The sequence below is a fragment of the Streptomyces sp. CA2R106 genome (assembly GCF_037034245.1).
GTDB lineage: Bacteria > Actinomycetota > Actinomycetes > Streptomycetales > Streptomycetaceae > Actinacidiphila.
This window is the reverse complement of the sequence record NZ_JBAGKC010000001.1, coordinates 324,370-339,064: the sequence shown is the minus strand read 5'-3', so window position 1 is coordinate 339,064 and position 14,695 is coordinate 324,370. Positions and strand designations below refer to the sequence as shown.

General features: G+C 73.7%; 13 protein-coding genes. 9 read left to right on the top strand and 4 right to left on the bottom strand.

Annotation, left to right across the window (positions count from 1 at the left end):
- Positions 1 to 52: 52 nt before the first annotated feature.
- Together WA788_RS01530 and WA788_RS01525 are read left to right on the top strand one after the other, a co-directional pair.
- Positions 53 to 1,018, top strand: a complete 966-nt coding sequence (locus tag WA788_RS01530) for a glucosyl-3-phosphoglycerate synthase (protein WP_335970732.1) — start codon at positions 53 to 55, stop codon at positions 1,016 to 1,018.
- 82 nt (positions 1,019 to 1,100) lie between these two features.
- Positions 1,101 to 2,525: an alpha,alpha-trehalose-phosphate synthase (UDP-forming) gene (locus tag WA788_RS01525; protein ID WP_335970731.1), complete on the top strand. Its 1,425-nt coding sequence runs from the start codon at positions 1,101 to 1,103 to the stop codon at positions 2,523 to 2,525.
- A gap of 36 nt (positions 2,526 to 2,561) precedes the next feature.
- On the opposite strand, the gene otsB is transcribed toward WA788_RS01525, so the two are convergent.
- From otsB to WA788_RS01510, 3 genes are all read right to left on the bottom strand, one after another.
- Positions 2,562 to 3,410 carry a trehalose-phosphatase gene (gene otsB / locus WA788_RS01520; RefSeq protein WP_335970729.1) on the bottom strand — a complete coding sequence of 283 codons (849 nt, stop codon included), beginning with the start codon at positions 3,408 to 3,410 and terminating at the stop codon, positions 2,562 to 2,564.
- A gap of 63 nt (positions 3,411 to 3,473) precedes the next feature.
- A complete protein-coding gene (locus WA788_RS01515) occupies positions 3,474 to 3,782 on the bottom strand; it encodes a DUF3263 domain-containing protein (RefSeq protein ID WP_335970728.1) in 309 nt (102 codons plus the stop codon).
- A gap of 43 nt (positions 3,783 to 3,825) precedes the next feature.
- Positions 3,826 to 5,067 (bottom strand): ABC transporter substrate-binding protein, encoded by a 1,242-nt coding sequence (locus WA788_RS01510; RefSeq protein WP_335970726.1) that lies wholly within the window; start codon positions 5,065 to 5,067, stop codon positions 3,826 to 3,828.
- A 383-nt stretch (positions 5,068 to 5,450) separates the two neighbouring features.
- On the opposite strand from WA788_RS01510, the gene WA788_RS01505 reads away from it, so the two are divergent.
- From WA788_RS01505 to WA788_RS01495, 3 genes are all read left to right on the top strand, one after another.
- Entirely contained in the window at positions 5,451 to 6,383 is a 933-nt protein-coding gene (locus WA788_RS01505) for an ROK family protein (RefSeq protein WP_335970724.1), read from the top strand.
- The gene (gene nagA, locus WA788_RS01500) at positions 6,383 to 7,597 is read left to right on the top strand and encodes an N-acetylglucosamine-6-phosphate deacetylase (protein ID WP_335970722.1); all 1,215 of its coding nucleotides are present in this window, start codon (positions 6,383 to 6,385) and stop codon (positions 7,595 to 7,597) included. Before WA788_RS01505 ends, nagA begins: the two co-directional genes overlap by 1 nt.
- A 163-nt stretch (positions 7,598 to 7,760) precedes the next feature.
- Positions 7,761 to 8,696, top strand: a complete 936-nt coding sequence (locus WA788_RS01495) for a 1-phosphofructokinase family hexose kinase (RefSeq protein ID WP_335970720.1) — start codon at positions 7,761 to 7,763, stop codon at positions 8,694 to 8,696.
- 72 nt (positions 8,697 to 8,768) lie between these two features.
- Here WA788_RS01495 and WA788_RS01490 read toward each other — a convergent pair whose 3' ends face one another.
- Positions 8,769 to 9,821, bottom strand: a complete 1,053-nt coding sequence (locus tag WA788_RS01490; RefSeq protein ID WP_335970718.1) for a carbohydrate-binding protein — start codon at positions 9,819 to 9,821, stop codon at positions 8,769 to 8,771.
- Positions 9,822 to 10,015: 194 nt separating this feature from the next.
- Here WA788_RS01490 and WA788_RS01485 point away from each other — a divergent pair, with 194 nt between their 5' ends.
- From WA788_RS01485 to WA788_RS01470, 4 genes are all read left to right on the top strand, one after another.
- Complete coding sequence (locus WA788_RS01485; RefSeq protein WP_335971243.1) at positions 10,016 to 10,966, top strand: SAM-dependent methyltransferase; 951 nt, start codon at positions 10,016 to 10,018, stop codon at positions 10,964 to 10,966.
- Positions 10,967 to 11,034: 68 nt separating this feature from the next.
- Positions 11,035 to 12,696 (top strand): Eco57I restriction-modification methylase domain-containing protein, encoded by a 1,662-nt coding sequence (locus WA788_RS01480; RefSeq protein WP_335970716.1) that lies wholly within the window; start codon positions 11,035 to 11,037, stop codon positions 12,694 to 12,696.
- A 44-nt stretch (positions 12,697 to 12,740) separates the two neighbouring features.
- Positions 12,741 to 13,469 carry a PaeR7I family type II restriction endonuclease gene (locus tag WA788_RS01475; RefSeq protein WP_335970714.1) on the top strand — a complete coding sequence of 243 codons (729 nt, stop codon included), beginning with the start codon at positions 12,741 to 12,743 and terminating at the stop codon, positions 13,467 to 13,469.
- A gap of 30 nt (positions 13,470 to 13,499) precedes the next feature.
- Positions 13,500 to 14,642, top strand: coding sequence for an NADH-quinone oxidoreductase subunit D (locus WA788_RS01470; protein WP_335970712.1), 1,143 nt, complete (start codon positions 13,500 to 13,502; stop codon positions 14,640 to 14,642).
- Positions 14,643 to 14,695 lie beyond the last annotated feature (53 nt).

Here is a 14,695-nt window from a genome sequence, read left to right as displayed (position 1 = left end):
CGCGAGATGGATCACACGCCCGGTCCGGAGCGTGCCGAGGGAGAGGACTCACGTGCTCGACGAGGTGGAGCGCTGGCTGCGCCGCCGGTCCTGGTCGGCCGCCCAGCGGCCGCTTGACCTGCTGCTCGCCGCCAAGCGCGCGGCCGGCGACCGGGGCACGGTCAGCGTGGTGCTGCCGGCGCTGGACGAGGAGGCGACCGTCGGCGCGATCGTGGCGGCGATCCGCCGCGACCTGATGTCCGCCGCGGCGCCGCTGGTGGACGAGGTGGTCGTGGTCGACTCCGGCTCCACCGACCGCACCGCCGCGGTCGCCGCCGCGGCCGGGGCCCGCGTGGTCGGGCGGGACGCGATCCTGCCCCGGCTGCCGGCCCTGCCCGGCAAGGGCGAGGTGCTGTGGCGGTCGCTGCTGGTCACCCGCGGCGAGATCGTCTGCTTCGTCGACGCCGACCTGCGGGAGTTCGACGCCCGTTTCGTCTCCGGGATCGTCGGGCCGCTGCTCACCGACCCCGCGGTGCAGCTGGTCAAGGCGATGTACGACCGCCCGCTGGAGACCGGCGGCACCGTGGTGCCCGCCGGCGGCGGCCGGGTCACCGAACTCGTCGCCCGCCCGCTGCTCAACCTGCACTGGCCGCAGCTGGCCGGCTTCGTCCAGCCGCTCGGCGGGGAGTACGCCGCCCGCCGCTCGCTGCTGGAGCGGCTGCCCTTCCCGGTCGGCTACGGCGTCGAACTCGGCATGCTGATCGACGCGTTGGGGCTCGTCGGGCTCGACGGGCTCGGGCAGGTCGACGTCGGGGTGCGGCACCACCGGCACCAGGACGGCCAGGCGCTCGGGCGGATGGCCGCCGCGATCTACCGCACCGCCCAGGTCCGGCTCGCCCGCGGCCAGCTGGTCCGCCCGCACCTCACGCAGTTCGGCCGCGCCGGCTCCGCCTTCGTACCGCGTACCCACCCGGTCGACACCGAGGAGCGCCCGCCGATGGCCGACCTGCCGGAGTACCTCGCCCGCAAGGCGGCGTAGGCACGGCGCCGGGGGCCGCCGCCGCGGGCAAAGAGTGCCGCCGGCACGTTTGAGCTGCGCGGCAACCGGCAAAGCTGCGGGCATGGAGGGATCTTCGCAGGGTGCCCGGATTCTGGTCGCGTCGAACCGCGGCCCGGTGTCGTACACCGTGGAGGGCGACGGCAGCCTGGGGAGCCGCAGGGGCGGCGGCGGGGTCGTCTCCGGGCTGAGCGCGATCGGCCCGGACGCGGGTGCCGTGTGGGTGTGCGCGGCGCTGTCGGACGGCGACCGGGAGGCGGTGCGCCGCGGGGTCGCCGAGCCCGGGGTGCGGATGCTCGCGATCCCCCCGGAGGTCTTCCACGCGGCGTACAACGACATCGCGAACTCGGTGCTGTGGTTCGTGCACCACCTGCTCTACCAGACGCCCTTCGAGCCGCTCTTCGACGAGGAGTTCCACGGCCGCTGGGCCGCCTACGAGGCGTACAACGAGGCGTTCGCCGACGCGCTCGCCCAGGAGGCGGCCGAGGGCGCCGCCGTCCTCGTGCAGGACTACCACCTCGCGCTGGTGCCCGCGCTGCTCCGCGAGCGCCGCCCCGACCTGCGGATCGGCCACTTCTCGCACACCCCGTGGGCCCCGCCGGACTACTTCCGCCTGCTGCCCGACGACGTGGCCGCGCGCCTGCTCACCGGCATCCTCGGCGCCGACCGGGCCGGGTTCCTCACCCACCGCTGGGCCGCCGCCTTCGCCGCGTGCTGTGCCGACGTGCTCGGCGCGGAGGTGGCCGCGGACGGCGGCTCGGTGACGTACCGGGGCCGCACCACCCGGCTCGGCGTGCACGGTCTGGGCGCCGACGCGGAGTTCCTGCGCGAGCGCGCCCGGCGGCCCGACGTGGACGAGCGGATGGCGGCACTGCGGGCCGAGGCGGGTCCCGGCCGGCGGCTGATCGTGCGGGTGGACCGCACCGAGCTGTCCAAGAACATCGTGCGCGGGCTGTACGCCTACCGGCGGCTGCTGGTGGAGCACCCAGGCTGGCGCGAGCGCGTGGTCCATGTCGCGTTCGCCTACCCCTCGCGGCAGGACCTGGCGAGCTACCGGGAGTACACCGAGGAGGTCTCCCGGGTGGCCGCGGCGGTCAACGAGGAGTTCGGCACCGCGGGCTGGACGCCGGTCATCCTCAAGGTCGACGACGACTTCGCCCGCTCCCTGGCGGCGTACCGGCTGGCCGACGTGGCGCTGGTCAACCCGATCCGGGACGGGATGAACCTGGTCGCCAAGGAGGTGCCGGTCGTCTCCGACCAGGGGGTGGCGCTGGTGCTGTCCCGTGAGGCGGGCGCCTTCGAGGAGCTGGGCGACGACTCCTTCGTGGTCAATCCGTACGACATCCGCGCGACCGCAGTCGCCCTCAACGAAGCGCTGACGCTCCCCGAGGCCGAGCGCGCCGACCGTTCCAAGCGGCTTGCCGCGGCAGCCACCGCGCTGCCGCCCAGCCGCTGGTTCCTCGACCAGCTCCAGGCGATCGGCGGCTGACCGCTTTTCGTTCCGCGGCGCCCTGGTGGGGGCCGGTCAGCCGAGTTGGTCGGCCAGGTGTTCCAGCAGGTGGACGACGCCTGCCGGGCCCGCCACGGTCAGGTCGGCCCGCGCCAGCAGCTCCGCGGGGGTCTCCTCGGCGCCCGCGCTGGCCACCAGCAGGCCCGGCGTGCCCTGGGCGCGCAGTTCTCCGACGGCGGCGTACGCGGCGAGGTCGCCGAGGTCGTCGCCCGCGTAGAGCACGCTGCCCGCGCCGGTCTCGCGCAGGAAGCCGGTGAGCGCCACCCCCTTGTCGACACCGGGTGGCCGCAGCTCCAGGACGTAGCGGCCGGGCTCGACCACCAGGCCGTGCCGCACGGCGAGTTCGGCCAGCGGCGCGCGCAGCGCCTCGAACGCGGCGTCGGGGTCCTCGGTGCGGCGGGTGTGCACGGCGACCGCGCGGCCGCCCTTGTCCTCGATCCACAGGCCCGGCCACTCCCCCACCTCGGCGAGGAAGCCGGGCAGTTCGGCGCGCACCGCGGTGACCCCTTCGGGCGCGGGCGGCGCGTGCACCTCGCCGCCGCGGGCGTCCCAGCGCTCGGCGCCGTAGTGGCCGAGGACCACGAGGTGCTCCAGTCCCGGCACCCCGGCGAAGCCGCCGTACCGCACGGCCACGTCGGCCGGGCGGCCGGTGAGGATGACCGCGGCCGCCAGGTGCGGGGCCAGCCGCGCCAGCGCGCCGGCCGCCCCCGGGTGCGCCCGGGCCTGCTCCGGGTCGGCCACGATCGGGGCGAGGGTGCCGTCGAAGTCCAGGGCGACCACCGCGCGGCCCGGCTCGGCGAGCAATGCGGTCAGGCCCGCCCGGCCCTCGGCGGTCCGTGGGGTGAAGGTCTCCGCAGCAGCCATGCCCCGAGCCTAGCGGCCCGGCGGTTTCACGCGGCTGCTCGGGCGGGGGGAGCCGGGTCCGCGTCAGCGGTTCTCGGCGTGCCGCTGCCGGGTGCGGCGCCAGCGGTTGACGGTGGCGGGGGCGGCGCGCAGCGCGCGGGGGTCGTCCAGGAGGGCGTTGAGCAGCTGGAAGAAGGCCGTCGGGGAGATGCCGAGCCGCTCCCGGATCGCCCGGTCGCGCGGGCCGGGCCCGCTCCAGCTCCGCCCGGCCAGCTCCAGCACCGCCAGGTCCCGCGCGGACAGCTCAGCGCCCGCCGCATCCGCAGCCCCCGCCGCGCCCGCCGCATCCGCGGCCCCCGCCGCGCCCGTCTCCTGCGCCTCGCCCTCGGCCACTGTGCCGCCCCTCGCCCGCTGGCCCGCCCGCCCGGCCGCTCCGCTACTCCGACTCGGAGGTGAGCCCCTGCCCGTCCTGCGTCTCCGCGTAGTTCTGCAACTGCGACAGTACGGTCTTCGGGTCGCCGTGCACCGCGCTGCCGATGACCTTCTTCATCCGGTCGTCCACCTTCGTCCAGGAGGTCTTGTCGACCGGGTAGAAGACGGCGTCCGGCAGCAGGTCGAGGAACTGCACCAGGTCGGCGTCGCGCTTCTCGCCCTGCATGACCTGGGAGGCGCTGGTGGTCACCGGCAGCAGGCCGTACTCGTCGAGGAACTTGACGGTGTTCTTGGTCTGGTAGACGTACTGGAGGAAGGCGCGGTCGGCGTCGAGGGAACCTTTCTTCTTGAAGGCCATCGCCCAGTCGGCGACGCCGAGGGTGTCGGCGTTCGGGCCGTCCTTGCCGGGCAGCGCGGCCACCCCGACGTCGATGCCGTGCGCGCGGGCCTGCGCCAGCAGTGTCGGGTGGCCGTTGATCATGCCCGCCTTGCCGGCCAGGAAGTCGTCGAAGACCTCCTGCCGGTTGGTCTTGGCGGGGTCCTTCGAGCCGACCAGCTTCGCGTCCACCAGGTTCTTCTTGACCCAGGTGAGGGCTTCGACGTTCTCGGCGGAGTCGAAGGTGTAGTTGTCGACGGAGTCGCTGATGCCGCCGCTGGCGCCGAGCATCCACATCAGGGACTCCGCCTGCGACTCCTCCGGGCCGAGCGGCAGGCCGTAGGGGACCTTGACGCCGTTCTCCTTGAGCAGCTTCGCGTCGGCGGCCAGGTCGGCCCAGGTCTTCGGCGCCTGGTCGATGCCCGCCTGCTTGAACAGGCCCTTGTTGTAGAAGAACATCCGCGAACTGGACGCCCACGGCAGGCCGTACTGGGTGTGGGCGACCGATCCGGCCTGGGCGAGCGAGGAGATGAAGTCGGCCTGCTGGCTGACCGTGAAGAGCTGGTCGGCGCTGTACAGCTGGCCCTTGGCGGCGTAGTCGGCGTACGAGCCCATCTGCGCGATGTCCGGCGGGTTGCCGGCCTTGACCATGGCGGCGACCTTGTCGTCCACGTCGGTCCAGCTCAGCACCTGCACGTCGACCTTGATGTGCGGGTTCTGCTTCTCGAAGCCGCGCACCATGTCGTTCCAGTACACGAGCGAGCTGTTGTCGGTCTTCGCGTCGCCGTAGTCGGCGGCCACCAGGTGCAGCGTCACGTCCTTGCCCTGCGCCGTGCCACCACCGCAGGCGCTGACCCCGGTCAGGGCCAACGCGGAAGTGAGACCGGCCGCGAGGCCGAGAAGTCGTCGCCGCTGCACTGTTCCTACCACCCTTGGGACTTCGAAAGACCGGAAAGACTCGGGCCGCGGCGCCTTCGCCGGCCGGGGCCGCCGCGAGCGGCCGGCCGGGCCACCGCGAAAGTGCCGAGTCTTCCGCATATCTTCAGCCAAGGTCTACACCATGGGTGACAACGTTTTGACGGCGGGCCCCAGGCCGGCCACGCTCCGCCCCCGCGCCGGCCCCCGCGCCGGCCCCCCGCCGACCCGGCACCGGCCGCATGCCGACCGCATGCCGGCCCGTGACTTTCGGGAGAATCGATCTTCCCGGCCGAGTGGACTAGACCTCTAGCGGGGTGAGAAGCGAGACTGGGCCCGTGAGACATGTCATCGCCCTCGACGTCGGCGGCACCGGGATGAAGGCGGCGCTGGTCGCCGCGGACGGCACGCTGCTGCACCAGGACCGCCGCCCGACCGGCCGTGAGCGCGGCCCGCAGGCCGTGGTGGAAGCGATCCTCGACTTCGCCGCGGACCTGCGCGCGCACGGCCGCGCCAGCTACGGGCAGAGCGCCGCGGCCGCGGGCGTGGTGGTGCCCGGCATCGTGGACGCCGAGGCGGGCGTCGCCGTATACGCCGCCAACCTCGGCTGGCAGGACCTGCCGTTGCGCGACCTGCTCTCGAAGCGGCTGGACGGCGTACCCGTGGCGCTCGACCACGACGTGCGCGCCGGCGGCCTCGCCGAGGGCCGGATCGGCGCGGGCGACGGCGCCGACCGCTTCCTGTTCCTGCCGCTGGGCACCGGCATCGCCGGCGCCATCGGCATCGAGGGCCGGATAGAGGCCGGCGCGCACGGCTACGCCGGTGAGATCGGCCACATCGTGGTCCGGCCCGGCGGCCGGGAGTGCGGCTGCGGGCAGCGCGGCTGCCTGGAGGCGTACGCGTCCGCGGGCGCGGTCTCCCGCACTTGGGCGGCCGCCAGCGGCGACCCGGCCGCGGACGCCGCCGCCTGCGCGCAGGCCGTCGACGCCGGCGACCCGGCGGCGGCCGCGGTCTGGCAGGAGGCCGTCGACGCGCTGGCCGACGGCCTGGTCACCGGGCTGACCCTGCTCGACCCGCGGGTGCTGATCGTCGGCGGCGGCCTCGCCGAGTCCGGCGACACCCTCTTCGGCCCGTTGCGGGCGGCCGTCGAGGCGCGCGTCACCTTCCAGAAACTCCCGCTCATCGTCCCCGCCGCGCTGGGTGACACCGCCGGCTGCCTGGGCGCGGGCCTGCTCGCCTGGGACCTGATCTCCGTGGAGGTATCCGCCTGATGGCCCCCGAAACGACATCGCGGCCCACGACCGGGCGCACCGTCCTGGCGGGCGCCCGCGTGGTGCTGCCGTCCGGCGTGGTGGAGGCCGGCCGGATCACCGTGGACGGCGCCCGGATCGCCGCCGACGAGCCGGCCGAGGCCGCCACCCACGACCTGGCCGGGCGCGGCTGGACGGTCGTCCCGGGCTTCGTGGACCTGCACAACCACGGCGGCGGCGGCGCGTCCTTCACCTCGGGCACCGCCGAGGACGTGCTCACCGCCGTGCGCACGCACCGCGCGCACGGCACCACCACCCTGGTCGCCTCCACCGTCACCGAGAACCTCGACACGCTGGCCCGGCAGGCCGCGCTGCTCTCCGAGCTGGTCGAGCAGGGCGACCTGGCCGGCATCCACTACGAGGGCCCGTTCATCTCGCCGTGCCGCAAGGGCGCCCATGACGAGACGCTGCTGCGCGACCCCGACCCGGCGACGGTGCGCAAGCTCGTCGAGGCGGCCCGCGGCGCCGCGCGCATGGTGACGCTCGCCACCGAACTGCCCGGCGGCGTCGAGTCGGTGCGGCTGCTCGCCGACCTCGGGGTGATCGCCGCGATCGGCCACACCGACGCCGGGTACGAGCAGACCCGGCAGGCGATCGACGCGGGCGCCACGGTGGCGACCCACCTGTTCAACGCGATGCCGCCGCTCCTGCACCGCGAGCCCGGCCCGATCGCGGCGCTGCTGGAGGACGAGCGGGTCACCGTCGAGCTGATCAACGACGGCACCCACCTGCACCCGTCGGTGCTCGAACTCGCCTTCGGCAGCGCGGGCGCGGACCGGGTGGCGTTCATCACCGACGCGATGGACGCGGCCGGCTTCGGCGACGGCCTGTACGACCTGGGGCCGTTGAAGGTGCAGGTGCTGGACGGGGTGGCGCGGCTGGTGGAGGGCGACTCCATCGCCGGGTCGACGCTGACGCTGGACACCGCCTTCAAGCGCGCGGTCACCGTGGACGGGCTGGCGCTGCCCGACGTGGTGCGGGCGATCTCGGCCAACCCGGCCCGGCTGCTGGGCCGGTCGGACCGGATCGGTTCGCTGGCGCCGGGGAAGGACGCGGACCTGGTGGTGCTGGACGCGGCGTACGACGTGGTCGGTGTGATGCGCAAGGGCGAGTGGGTCGTCGCGCTGCCGCTGGACGACACCGCGCCCGCCGCCGCGGCCGCCGAGCTGTCCTGATGGCGTACGGTCCCCGGTCCGGCCCGGCCGCGCGCACTACCGTCGGTAACGGCGTGCGCGCGGCCGCCCGTACGCCCGCCGGGGACCCCCTGGTCGGCAACTTCTGCGGAAAAGCGGCCCTCCCGCTCTGGGCCGACCGCCGTCCGTTTGCCAAAATCAACAGGTGATCATCACCGTCACGCTCAACAGCGCCCTGGATGTGACCTACCGGGTCCCGTCACTGATACCGCACGCCACCCACCGGGTGACGGAGACGGTGGAGCGGCCGGGCGGCAAGGGTCTGAACGTCGCCCGCGTACTGGCCGCGCTCGGCCACCGCGCCACCGTCACCGGCTTCGTCGGCGGCCCGGCCGGTGCGGAGTTGCGCCGCGGCCTGGCCGAGGTGCCGTACGCGGACCGGCTCACCGACGCCCTGGTGCCGGTGGCCGGCGCCACCCGGCGCACGGTCGGCGTGGTGGACGCGGCCACCGGGGACACCACGATGTTCAACGAGCCGGGGCCGACCGTGGACGCCGCCGAGTGGGCGTCCTTCCTCGACGTCTACCGCGAGCTGCTGGCCGGCCCCGACGCCGAGGCGGTCGCGCTGTGCGGGAGCCTGCCACCCGGGCTGCCGGTCGGCGCGTACGCGGAGCTGGTCCGCGAGGCGCGCGCCGCGGGCGTCTATGTGCTGCTCGACACCAGCGGGGAGCCGCTGCGCCGCGGGCTGGCCGCCCGCCCGGACCTGATCAAGCCCAACGCGGGTGAGCTGACCGGGCTGACCGGCTTCTCCGAGCCCGCCCGCGCGGCCCACGACGCCCGGCGGCGCGGCGCCCGCGGGGTGGCCGCGTCGCTCGGCGCCGACGGGATGCTCGCGGTCACCGAGGAGGGCGCGTGGCGGGCGCTGCCGCCGGGCCGGCTGGCGGGCAACCCCACCGGCGCGGGCGACTCGGCGGTCGCCGGGCTGCTCTCCGGGCAGGTGGAGGGGCTTGCCTGGCCGCAGCGGCTGGCCCGGGCGGTCGCGCTGTCGGCGGCCACGGTGCTCGCCCCGGCCGCCGGGGAGTACGACCGGGCCGGCTACGACGAGCTGCTCCCGAAGGTGGAGGTCACCCCGGCCGGGTGAGCCGGGGTGGTTCGGCGCGAGGCGTTCGGCCGGGGGGCTTTCGGCCCGAGGCGTTCGGCCGGGGCGCGCCGCCTACTTCGTGACCTGGCCCTCCTTGAGCCACACCTGGTCGAGGTTGACCCCGCAGTTGGTGTCGTCCGGGGTGCAGGACATCGTCAGGACGTTGGCGCCCTTCTTGAGGTCCACGTAGTTGAAGGTCGTCATGTTCCACGCCTTCGCCCAGTCCGTGGCGTTGCCGTAGTTCTTCAGGTTCACCCCGCCGCTGCGGGCCTCGCCGTTGACGCCGAGGGTCAAGGTGGCGTCGGAGCCGGCGTTGGCGTAGCTGACGAAGAACGTGTACTTGTCGTCCTTCGGCACGACCACCGTCCAGGACACGGTGGCGCCCTGGTTGGCCATGCTGTCGACGTAGGTGCCGCCCGCCGCGTTCGCGCCCGGGTGCTCGGTGCTGGTGGCGGCGCCGCCGCTGAGCTGGAGCGTGGACGCGTCGACCTTCTTGGAGTCGAACGTCGTCGGGCTCGCGGACGGCGAGGCGGACTGCGTGGGCGCGCTGCTGGTGGTGACCGCGCCGGTCGGCTTGTCGTCCGCCTGCTTCTTGTCGTCGCCCGAGCTGTTGGTCATCGCGAAGGCGATGCCGATCGCCACGGCGGCGACCACGGCAACGGCCGCGATCAGCAGCCCCCGGCGGTTGGGGGCGCCGCCCCCGTCCGGGCCGCCGGGACCGCCCCTGCGGCCCCCGGGCGGGGCCTGCTGCGGGTCGTACGGCCCCGGGCCGGGCGGCTGCGCGTGGCCGCCGCCCTGCGCCTGCGGGTACTGCGCGGTCGGGCCGGCGTACTGCCCGGCGTACTGCTGCTGGCCCTGGTCGTAGCCGTACGGCGCCTGCGGCGGGTAGCCGTAACCGCCGCCGCCCTGCTGCTGGGGCGGGGCCTGCGGCGGGTAGCCGTAGCCGCCCGTGGCCGGGCGGCGCTCACCGACCCGCTGCACCTGGTGGTAGGAGGTGCGGGGCACGCCCGGCTGCCCGGGTGCCGGCTGGCCGCCGGCCGGGTCCGGCTGCTCGCCGCCCTCCGACCGGTAGAGATACGCGAACGGGTCGTCGTTCTCCGGCGTGCCGTCGTTTCCGGCAGTCATCCGCTGTCCACTCCCTCGACTGTGGTATGCCAGGCACCTTACCGGCCTCGGACGACACACCTCCCATGCTCTTCGACGTGTGGACGGGTCGGTAAGGTTCCGATGTGAGCAGCGCCACCGATTCCGGCCGCCCGGCGACCGGCCCGGGCCGCGGCGGCGACCCCGGCTCCGAGTGGCTGCCGTGGCAGGACGCGATGGAGCGGGCGCTCTACGGCCCCGGCGGCTTCTTCCGCCGGGAGCGGCCCGCCGACCACTTCCGCACCTCCGTGCACGCGTCCGCCCTGTTCGCGGGCGCCGTGGCGGAGTTGCTGGCCCGGGTGGACACGGTGCTCGGGCACCCCGGGCGGCTCGACTTCGTCGACATGGCGGCCGGTGCGGGCGAACTCGCCGCCGGGGTACTGGCCGCCCTGCCGCCCGCGCTCGCCGGCCGGGTGCGGGTCCACGCCGTCGAGCGCGCCGCCCGGCCGGACGGCCTCGACCCCCGCGTCACCTGGTGCGATCAGCCGCCGCGGGGCGCGCGGGGGCTGCTCTTCGCCAACGAGTGGCTGGACAATGTTCCGCTGCCCGTCGCCGCGCCGTCACCCGACGGCCGCCTGCGGTATGTGGAGGTACGGCGCGGCGACGGCGAAGAGCGCCTGGGCGCCCCCGTGACGGGCGAGGACCTGCGCTGGCTGGAGCGCTGGTGGCCGCTGGACGGGCGGGCCGGGGCGGAGCGCCGCGCGGAGGTCGGGCGCAGCCGGGAGGAGGCGTGGCGGCGGGCGGCGGGCAGCCTCGCCGAGGGGTACGCGGTGGCGGTGGACTACGGCCACCTCGCCGCGGAGCGCCCGCCGCTGGGCACCCTGACGGGGTACCGCGACGGCCGCCAGGCCGTCGCGGTACCCGACGGCTCGATGGACCTGACCGCGCATGTCGCGATGGACGCCCTCCCGGGCACCCTGACCACGCAGCGCGCCGCCCTCCACGCCCTCGGCGTCCACGGCACCCGCCCCCCGCTCGCCCTCGCCACCCGCGACCCCGCCGCCTACGTCCGCGCCCTCACCACCGCCACCGAAGCCGCCGAACTCACCGCCCCCGGCGCCCTCGGCGACTTCCTCTGGCTCACCACCCCCACCCCCGCCCTCCCCACCCCCCTGCTCCCCACGTGACGATCCGCTTCGTGGTCAGTCGTGCCCGCTTGAACGGTTGTGTCGGCACCAGCCCCTAGGCTTCACCCATGCGTTCTACGGTTGCCGTGGCTTCCGAGCCCGAAGTCCAGCCCGCCAGCCTCGGTGCCGTTTTCACTCGTCGATGGGTGGTCGACCTCCTGCTCGACCTGTGCGGGTACGAACCGGAACACGACCTGACGCGGTTGCGTGCCGTGGAGCCGGCTGTGGGCTCCGGCGCCTTCTTCGAGGTCCTGGTCGAGCGGTTGGTGCGCTCCCGCCGCAAGCACGCGCCGGACCTGCCGTGGTCGGAACTCGGTGAGAGCCTGCGCGGGTGGGATGTACAGCGCAAGCACGTACAGCGCTGCCGGACGAAGACGGTCGAACTTCTCGTCGCGGCCGGCTGCCCCGAGCGGACCGCCGGAGAACTGGCGCACGCATGGCTGCGGGTCGGCGACTTCCTGCTCGTCGAACATCGCGGTCAGGCCGCAGACCTCGTCGTGGGCAACCCGCCGTACATCAGGATCGAGGACATCGAGGCGGAGTTGCTCGCCGCCTACCGGAAGGCATGCCCGACGATGGGCGGGCGGGCCGACATCTACGTCGGCTTCTTCGAACGCGGACTGGACCTCCTCGCGCCCGGTGGACGGCTCGGCTTCATCTGTGCCGACCGCTGGATGCGAAACCAGTACGGCAAGCGGCTACGGGAGAAGGTCGTCTCCGGGGGCTACGCGATGGAGACCTCGCTGATCATGCACGACGCTCCCGCCTTCGTCGACGAGGTCAGCGCCTACCCGGCGATCACCGTGCTGCGACGGCATGCGCAGGGCCCGGTGATCCTGGGCGACGCCACCCGTTCGTTCGAGGCGGCCGACGCCGACGAGTTCCGGGACTGGGCGCGTGGTTCCCGTCCGTCGTTCCGCAGTCCGGGGGTCACGGCGAACCGCATCCCCAGCTGGCACGGCACGAGTGAGTCCTGGCCCGACGGCTCGCCCGCGATGCTGGCGTGGCTGGAGCGCCTGGCCGCCGAATGCCCTCCGCTTCAGGACGAGTCGACCGGCACACGGATCAGCATCGGCGTGGCCACTGGTGCGGACTCCGTGTACGTCACCCGTGACGCGCAGGCCGTCGAGGAAGATCGGATGCTCCCGCTGTCCATGGCCGCCGACACGAAGTCCGGTGCGTTCGTGTGGAGCGGCCACTACCTGGTCAACCCGTGGGACGAGCACGGTCTCGTCGACATCGACCGGTGGCCACGCATGGCCGGGTACTTCCGCCGCCACGCGGCCCAGCTGCGGGGCCGTTCCATCGCGCGCCGCAGCGCGGACACCTGGCATCGCACCATCGACCGGGTCTCCATGGACCTACTGGCCAGGCCGACCCTCCTGCTCCAGGACATGAAGGCCCACATCCACCCGGTGCTGGCCCCCGCCGGCTTCTACCCGCACCACAACCTCTACTACCTCGTGTCCGACGCGTGGGACATGGAGGCGTTGGGCGGGCTGCTGCTGAGCGAGGTGGTGGAGAGACAGGTGTCGGCCTACTGCGTCAAGATGCGCGGCAAGACGATGCGCTTCCAGGCCCAGTACCTGCGACGGGTTCGCGTCCCCGAGCTGGCCGGCATCCCGGAGGCGGTGCTGACCGAGCTCAAGGCGGCGTTCCGCACGCGCGACCGCGCCCGGGCGACAGCCGCCGCTCTGTGTGCCTACCGCTTGGAAACACTGCCCGACTGAACGGGCCCGCCAGGATTGCACAACGAACGAGGGGGACGAGGAAAGTGGTCGAAGGCGCGAAGAAGCGGGTGGACCTCGCACTGCGCAGCTGGATAGACGTCCGCGTCGAGCAGGCGCTGCGCTCGAACGGCACGGGCAACGCCCAGGGAGGCAACCGCCCGGCGGTGACGGGTGGCAAGCACCTGAACGCGATCGACCTCCTGGTGCAGGAGGAGTTGACGGCCACAGGGGCGGAAGGTCTCGAACTGCGGCTCGGGCGACAAGCGGCCCTGCCCGGTTACTACCGCCCGACGAAGGCGTGGGACCTGCTCGTGCTCCAGCACGGTGAGCCGGTGCTCGCGGTCGAGTACAAGTCGATGAACGGAAGTGAGGGCAGGAACCTCAACAACCGCGCGGACGAGGTGTTCGGCGTGGCCGAGGACATCCGCCAGGCCGAGCTCCACGGGCTGCTGCCGCGCACGATGCGCCGTGCTTACGTCTTCGTCATGGCAATGACTCCCACCAGCACGAGGGAGGTCAAGGTGGCCAAGGTCGCGGCCGGAACGACCGACCCGGCTTTCGACGGGGCCGATTACCTCGAACGCTCCGCGCTGATGTGCGAACGGATGATGGGCACCGGCCTCTACCACTTCGCGTGGGCCGTCGGCGTCCGGGAACGCCCGTTCGAATGGGTCGAGCCGCGCCCTGCCGTGACATGGGACCGGTTCGCCCGGGGCCTGCACGACATGTTCGAGAACGGCCAGGTGAAGCCGCTGCCGAAACACGCTGTCTGACGTCTCCCGCCGGCCTGAGAGGATGGGGGCATGACGGAGACGACGGTCGGGGTCGGTGGGGCGGCCGAGGGCACGGACATGGTGCTGAACATCGGGCCGCAGCACCCCTCGACGCATGGGGTGCTGCGGTTGCGGCTCGTGTTGGACGGGGAGCGGATCAGGTCCGCGGAGCCGATCGTCGGGTACATGCACCGCGGCGCGGAGAAGCTCTTCGAGGCGCGGGACTACCGGCAGATCATCATGCTGGCGAACCGGCACGACTGGCTGTCGGCGTTCTCCAACGAGCTGGGCGTGGTCCTCGCGGTGGAGCGGATGCTCGGCATGGAGGTCCCCGAGCGCGCGGTGTGGACGCGTACGCTGCTGGCCGAGCTGAACCGGGTGCTCAACCACCTGATGTTCCTCGGCTCCTACCCGCTGGAGCTGGGCGGGATCACGCCGATCTTCTACGCGTTCACCGAGCGCGAGGAGTTGCAGCACGTGATGGAGGAGGTCTCCGGCGGCCGGATGCACTACATGTTCAACCGCGTCGGGGGCCTGAAGGAGGACCTGCCGAACGGCTGGACCGGGCGGGCGCGGGAGGCCGTGGCCGCGGTGCGGGCCGGGATGGGCCGGTTCGACGACCTGGTGCTCGGCAACGAGATCTTCCGCGGCCGCACCCGCGGGGTCGGCGTGCTGTCGCCCGCGGACGTGCACGCGTACGGGGTGAGCGGGCCGATCGCCCGCGCCTCCGGGGTCGACTTCGACCTGCGGCGCGACGAACCGTATCTGGCCTACGGGGAGTTGGCCGGTGCCCTGGAGGTCGCCACCCGCACCGAGGGCGACTGCCTGGCCCGGTTCGAGGTGCTGCTCGCGCAGACCCACAACGCGCTGGCGCTGGCCGACGCCTGCCTGGACCGGATCGCGGAGCTGCCGCCCGGCCCGGTCAACCAGCGGCTGCCGAAGGTGCTCAAGGCGCCCGAGGGCCACACCTACGCCTGGACCGAGAACCCGCTCGGCCTCAACGGCTACTACCTGGTGTCCAAGGGTGAGAAGACGCCCTACCGGCTGAAACTGCGCTCCGCGTCGTTCAACAACATCCAGGCGCTCAACGTGCTGCTGCCGGGCACGCTCGTGGCCGACATGGTCGCGATCCTCGGCTCGATGTTCTTCGTCGTCGGCGACATCGACAAGTAGCTCGTGCAGTCGCCGTAGTCGCTGTGGTCGCCGGGCAGCCGCCGCCCGCAGCC

Bases quoted from the DNA above. Each gene is read 5' to 3' on its own strand.
- WA788_RS01525 (WP_335970731.1), top strand. From the start codon at position 1,101: ATGGAGGGATCTTCGCAGGGTGCCCGGATTCTGGTCGCGTCGAACCGC.
- otsB (WP_335970729.1), bottom strand. From the start codon at position 3,410: ATGGCTGCTGCGGAGACCTTCACCCCACGGACCGCCGAGGGCCGGGCG.
- nagA (WP_335970722.1), top strand. From the start codon at position 6,383: ATGGCCCCCGAAACGACATCGCGGCCCACGACCGGGCGCACCGTCCTG.
- WA788_RS01490 (WP_335970718.1), bottom strand. From the start codon at position 9,821: ATGACTGCCGGAAACGACGGCACGCCGGAGAACGACGACCCGTTCGCG.
- WA788_RS01485 (WP_335971243.1), top strand. From the start codon at position 10,016: ATGGAGCGGGCGCTCTACGGCCCCGGCGGCTTCTTCCGCCGGGAGCGG.
- WA788_RS01480 (WP_335970716.1), top strand. From the start codon at position 11,035: ATGCGTTCTACGGTTGCCGTGGCTTCCGAGCCCGAAGTCCAGCCCGCC.
- WA788_RS01470 (WP_335970712.1), top strand. From the start codon at position 13,500: ATGACGGAGACGACGGTCGGGGTCGGTGGGGCGGCCGAGGGCACGGAC.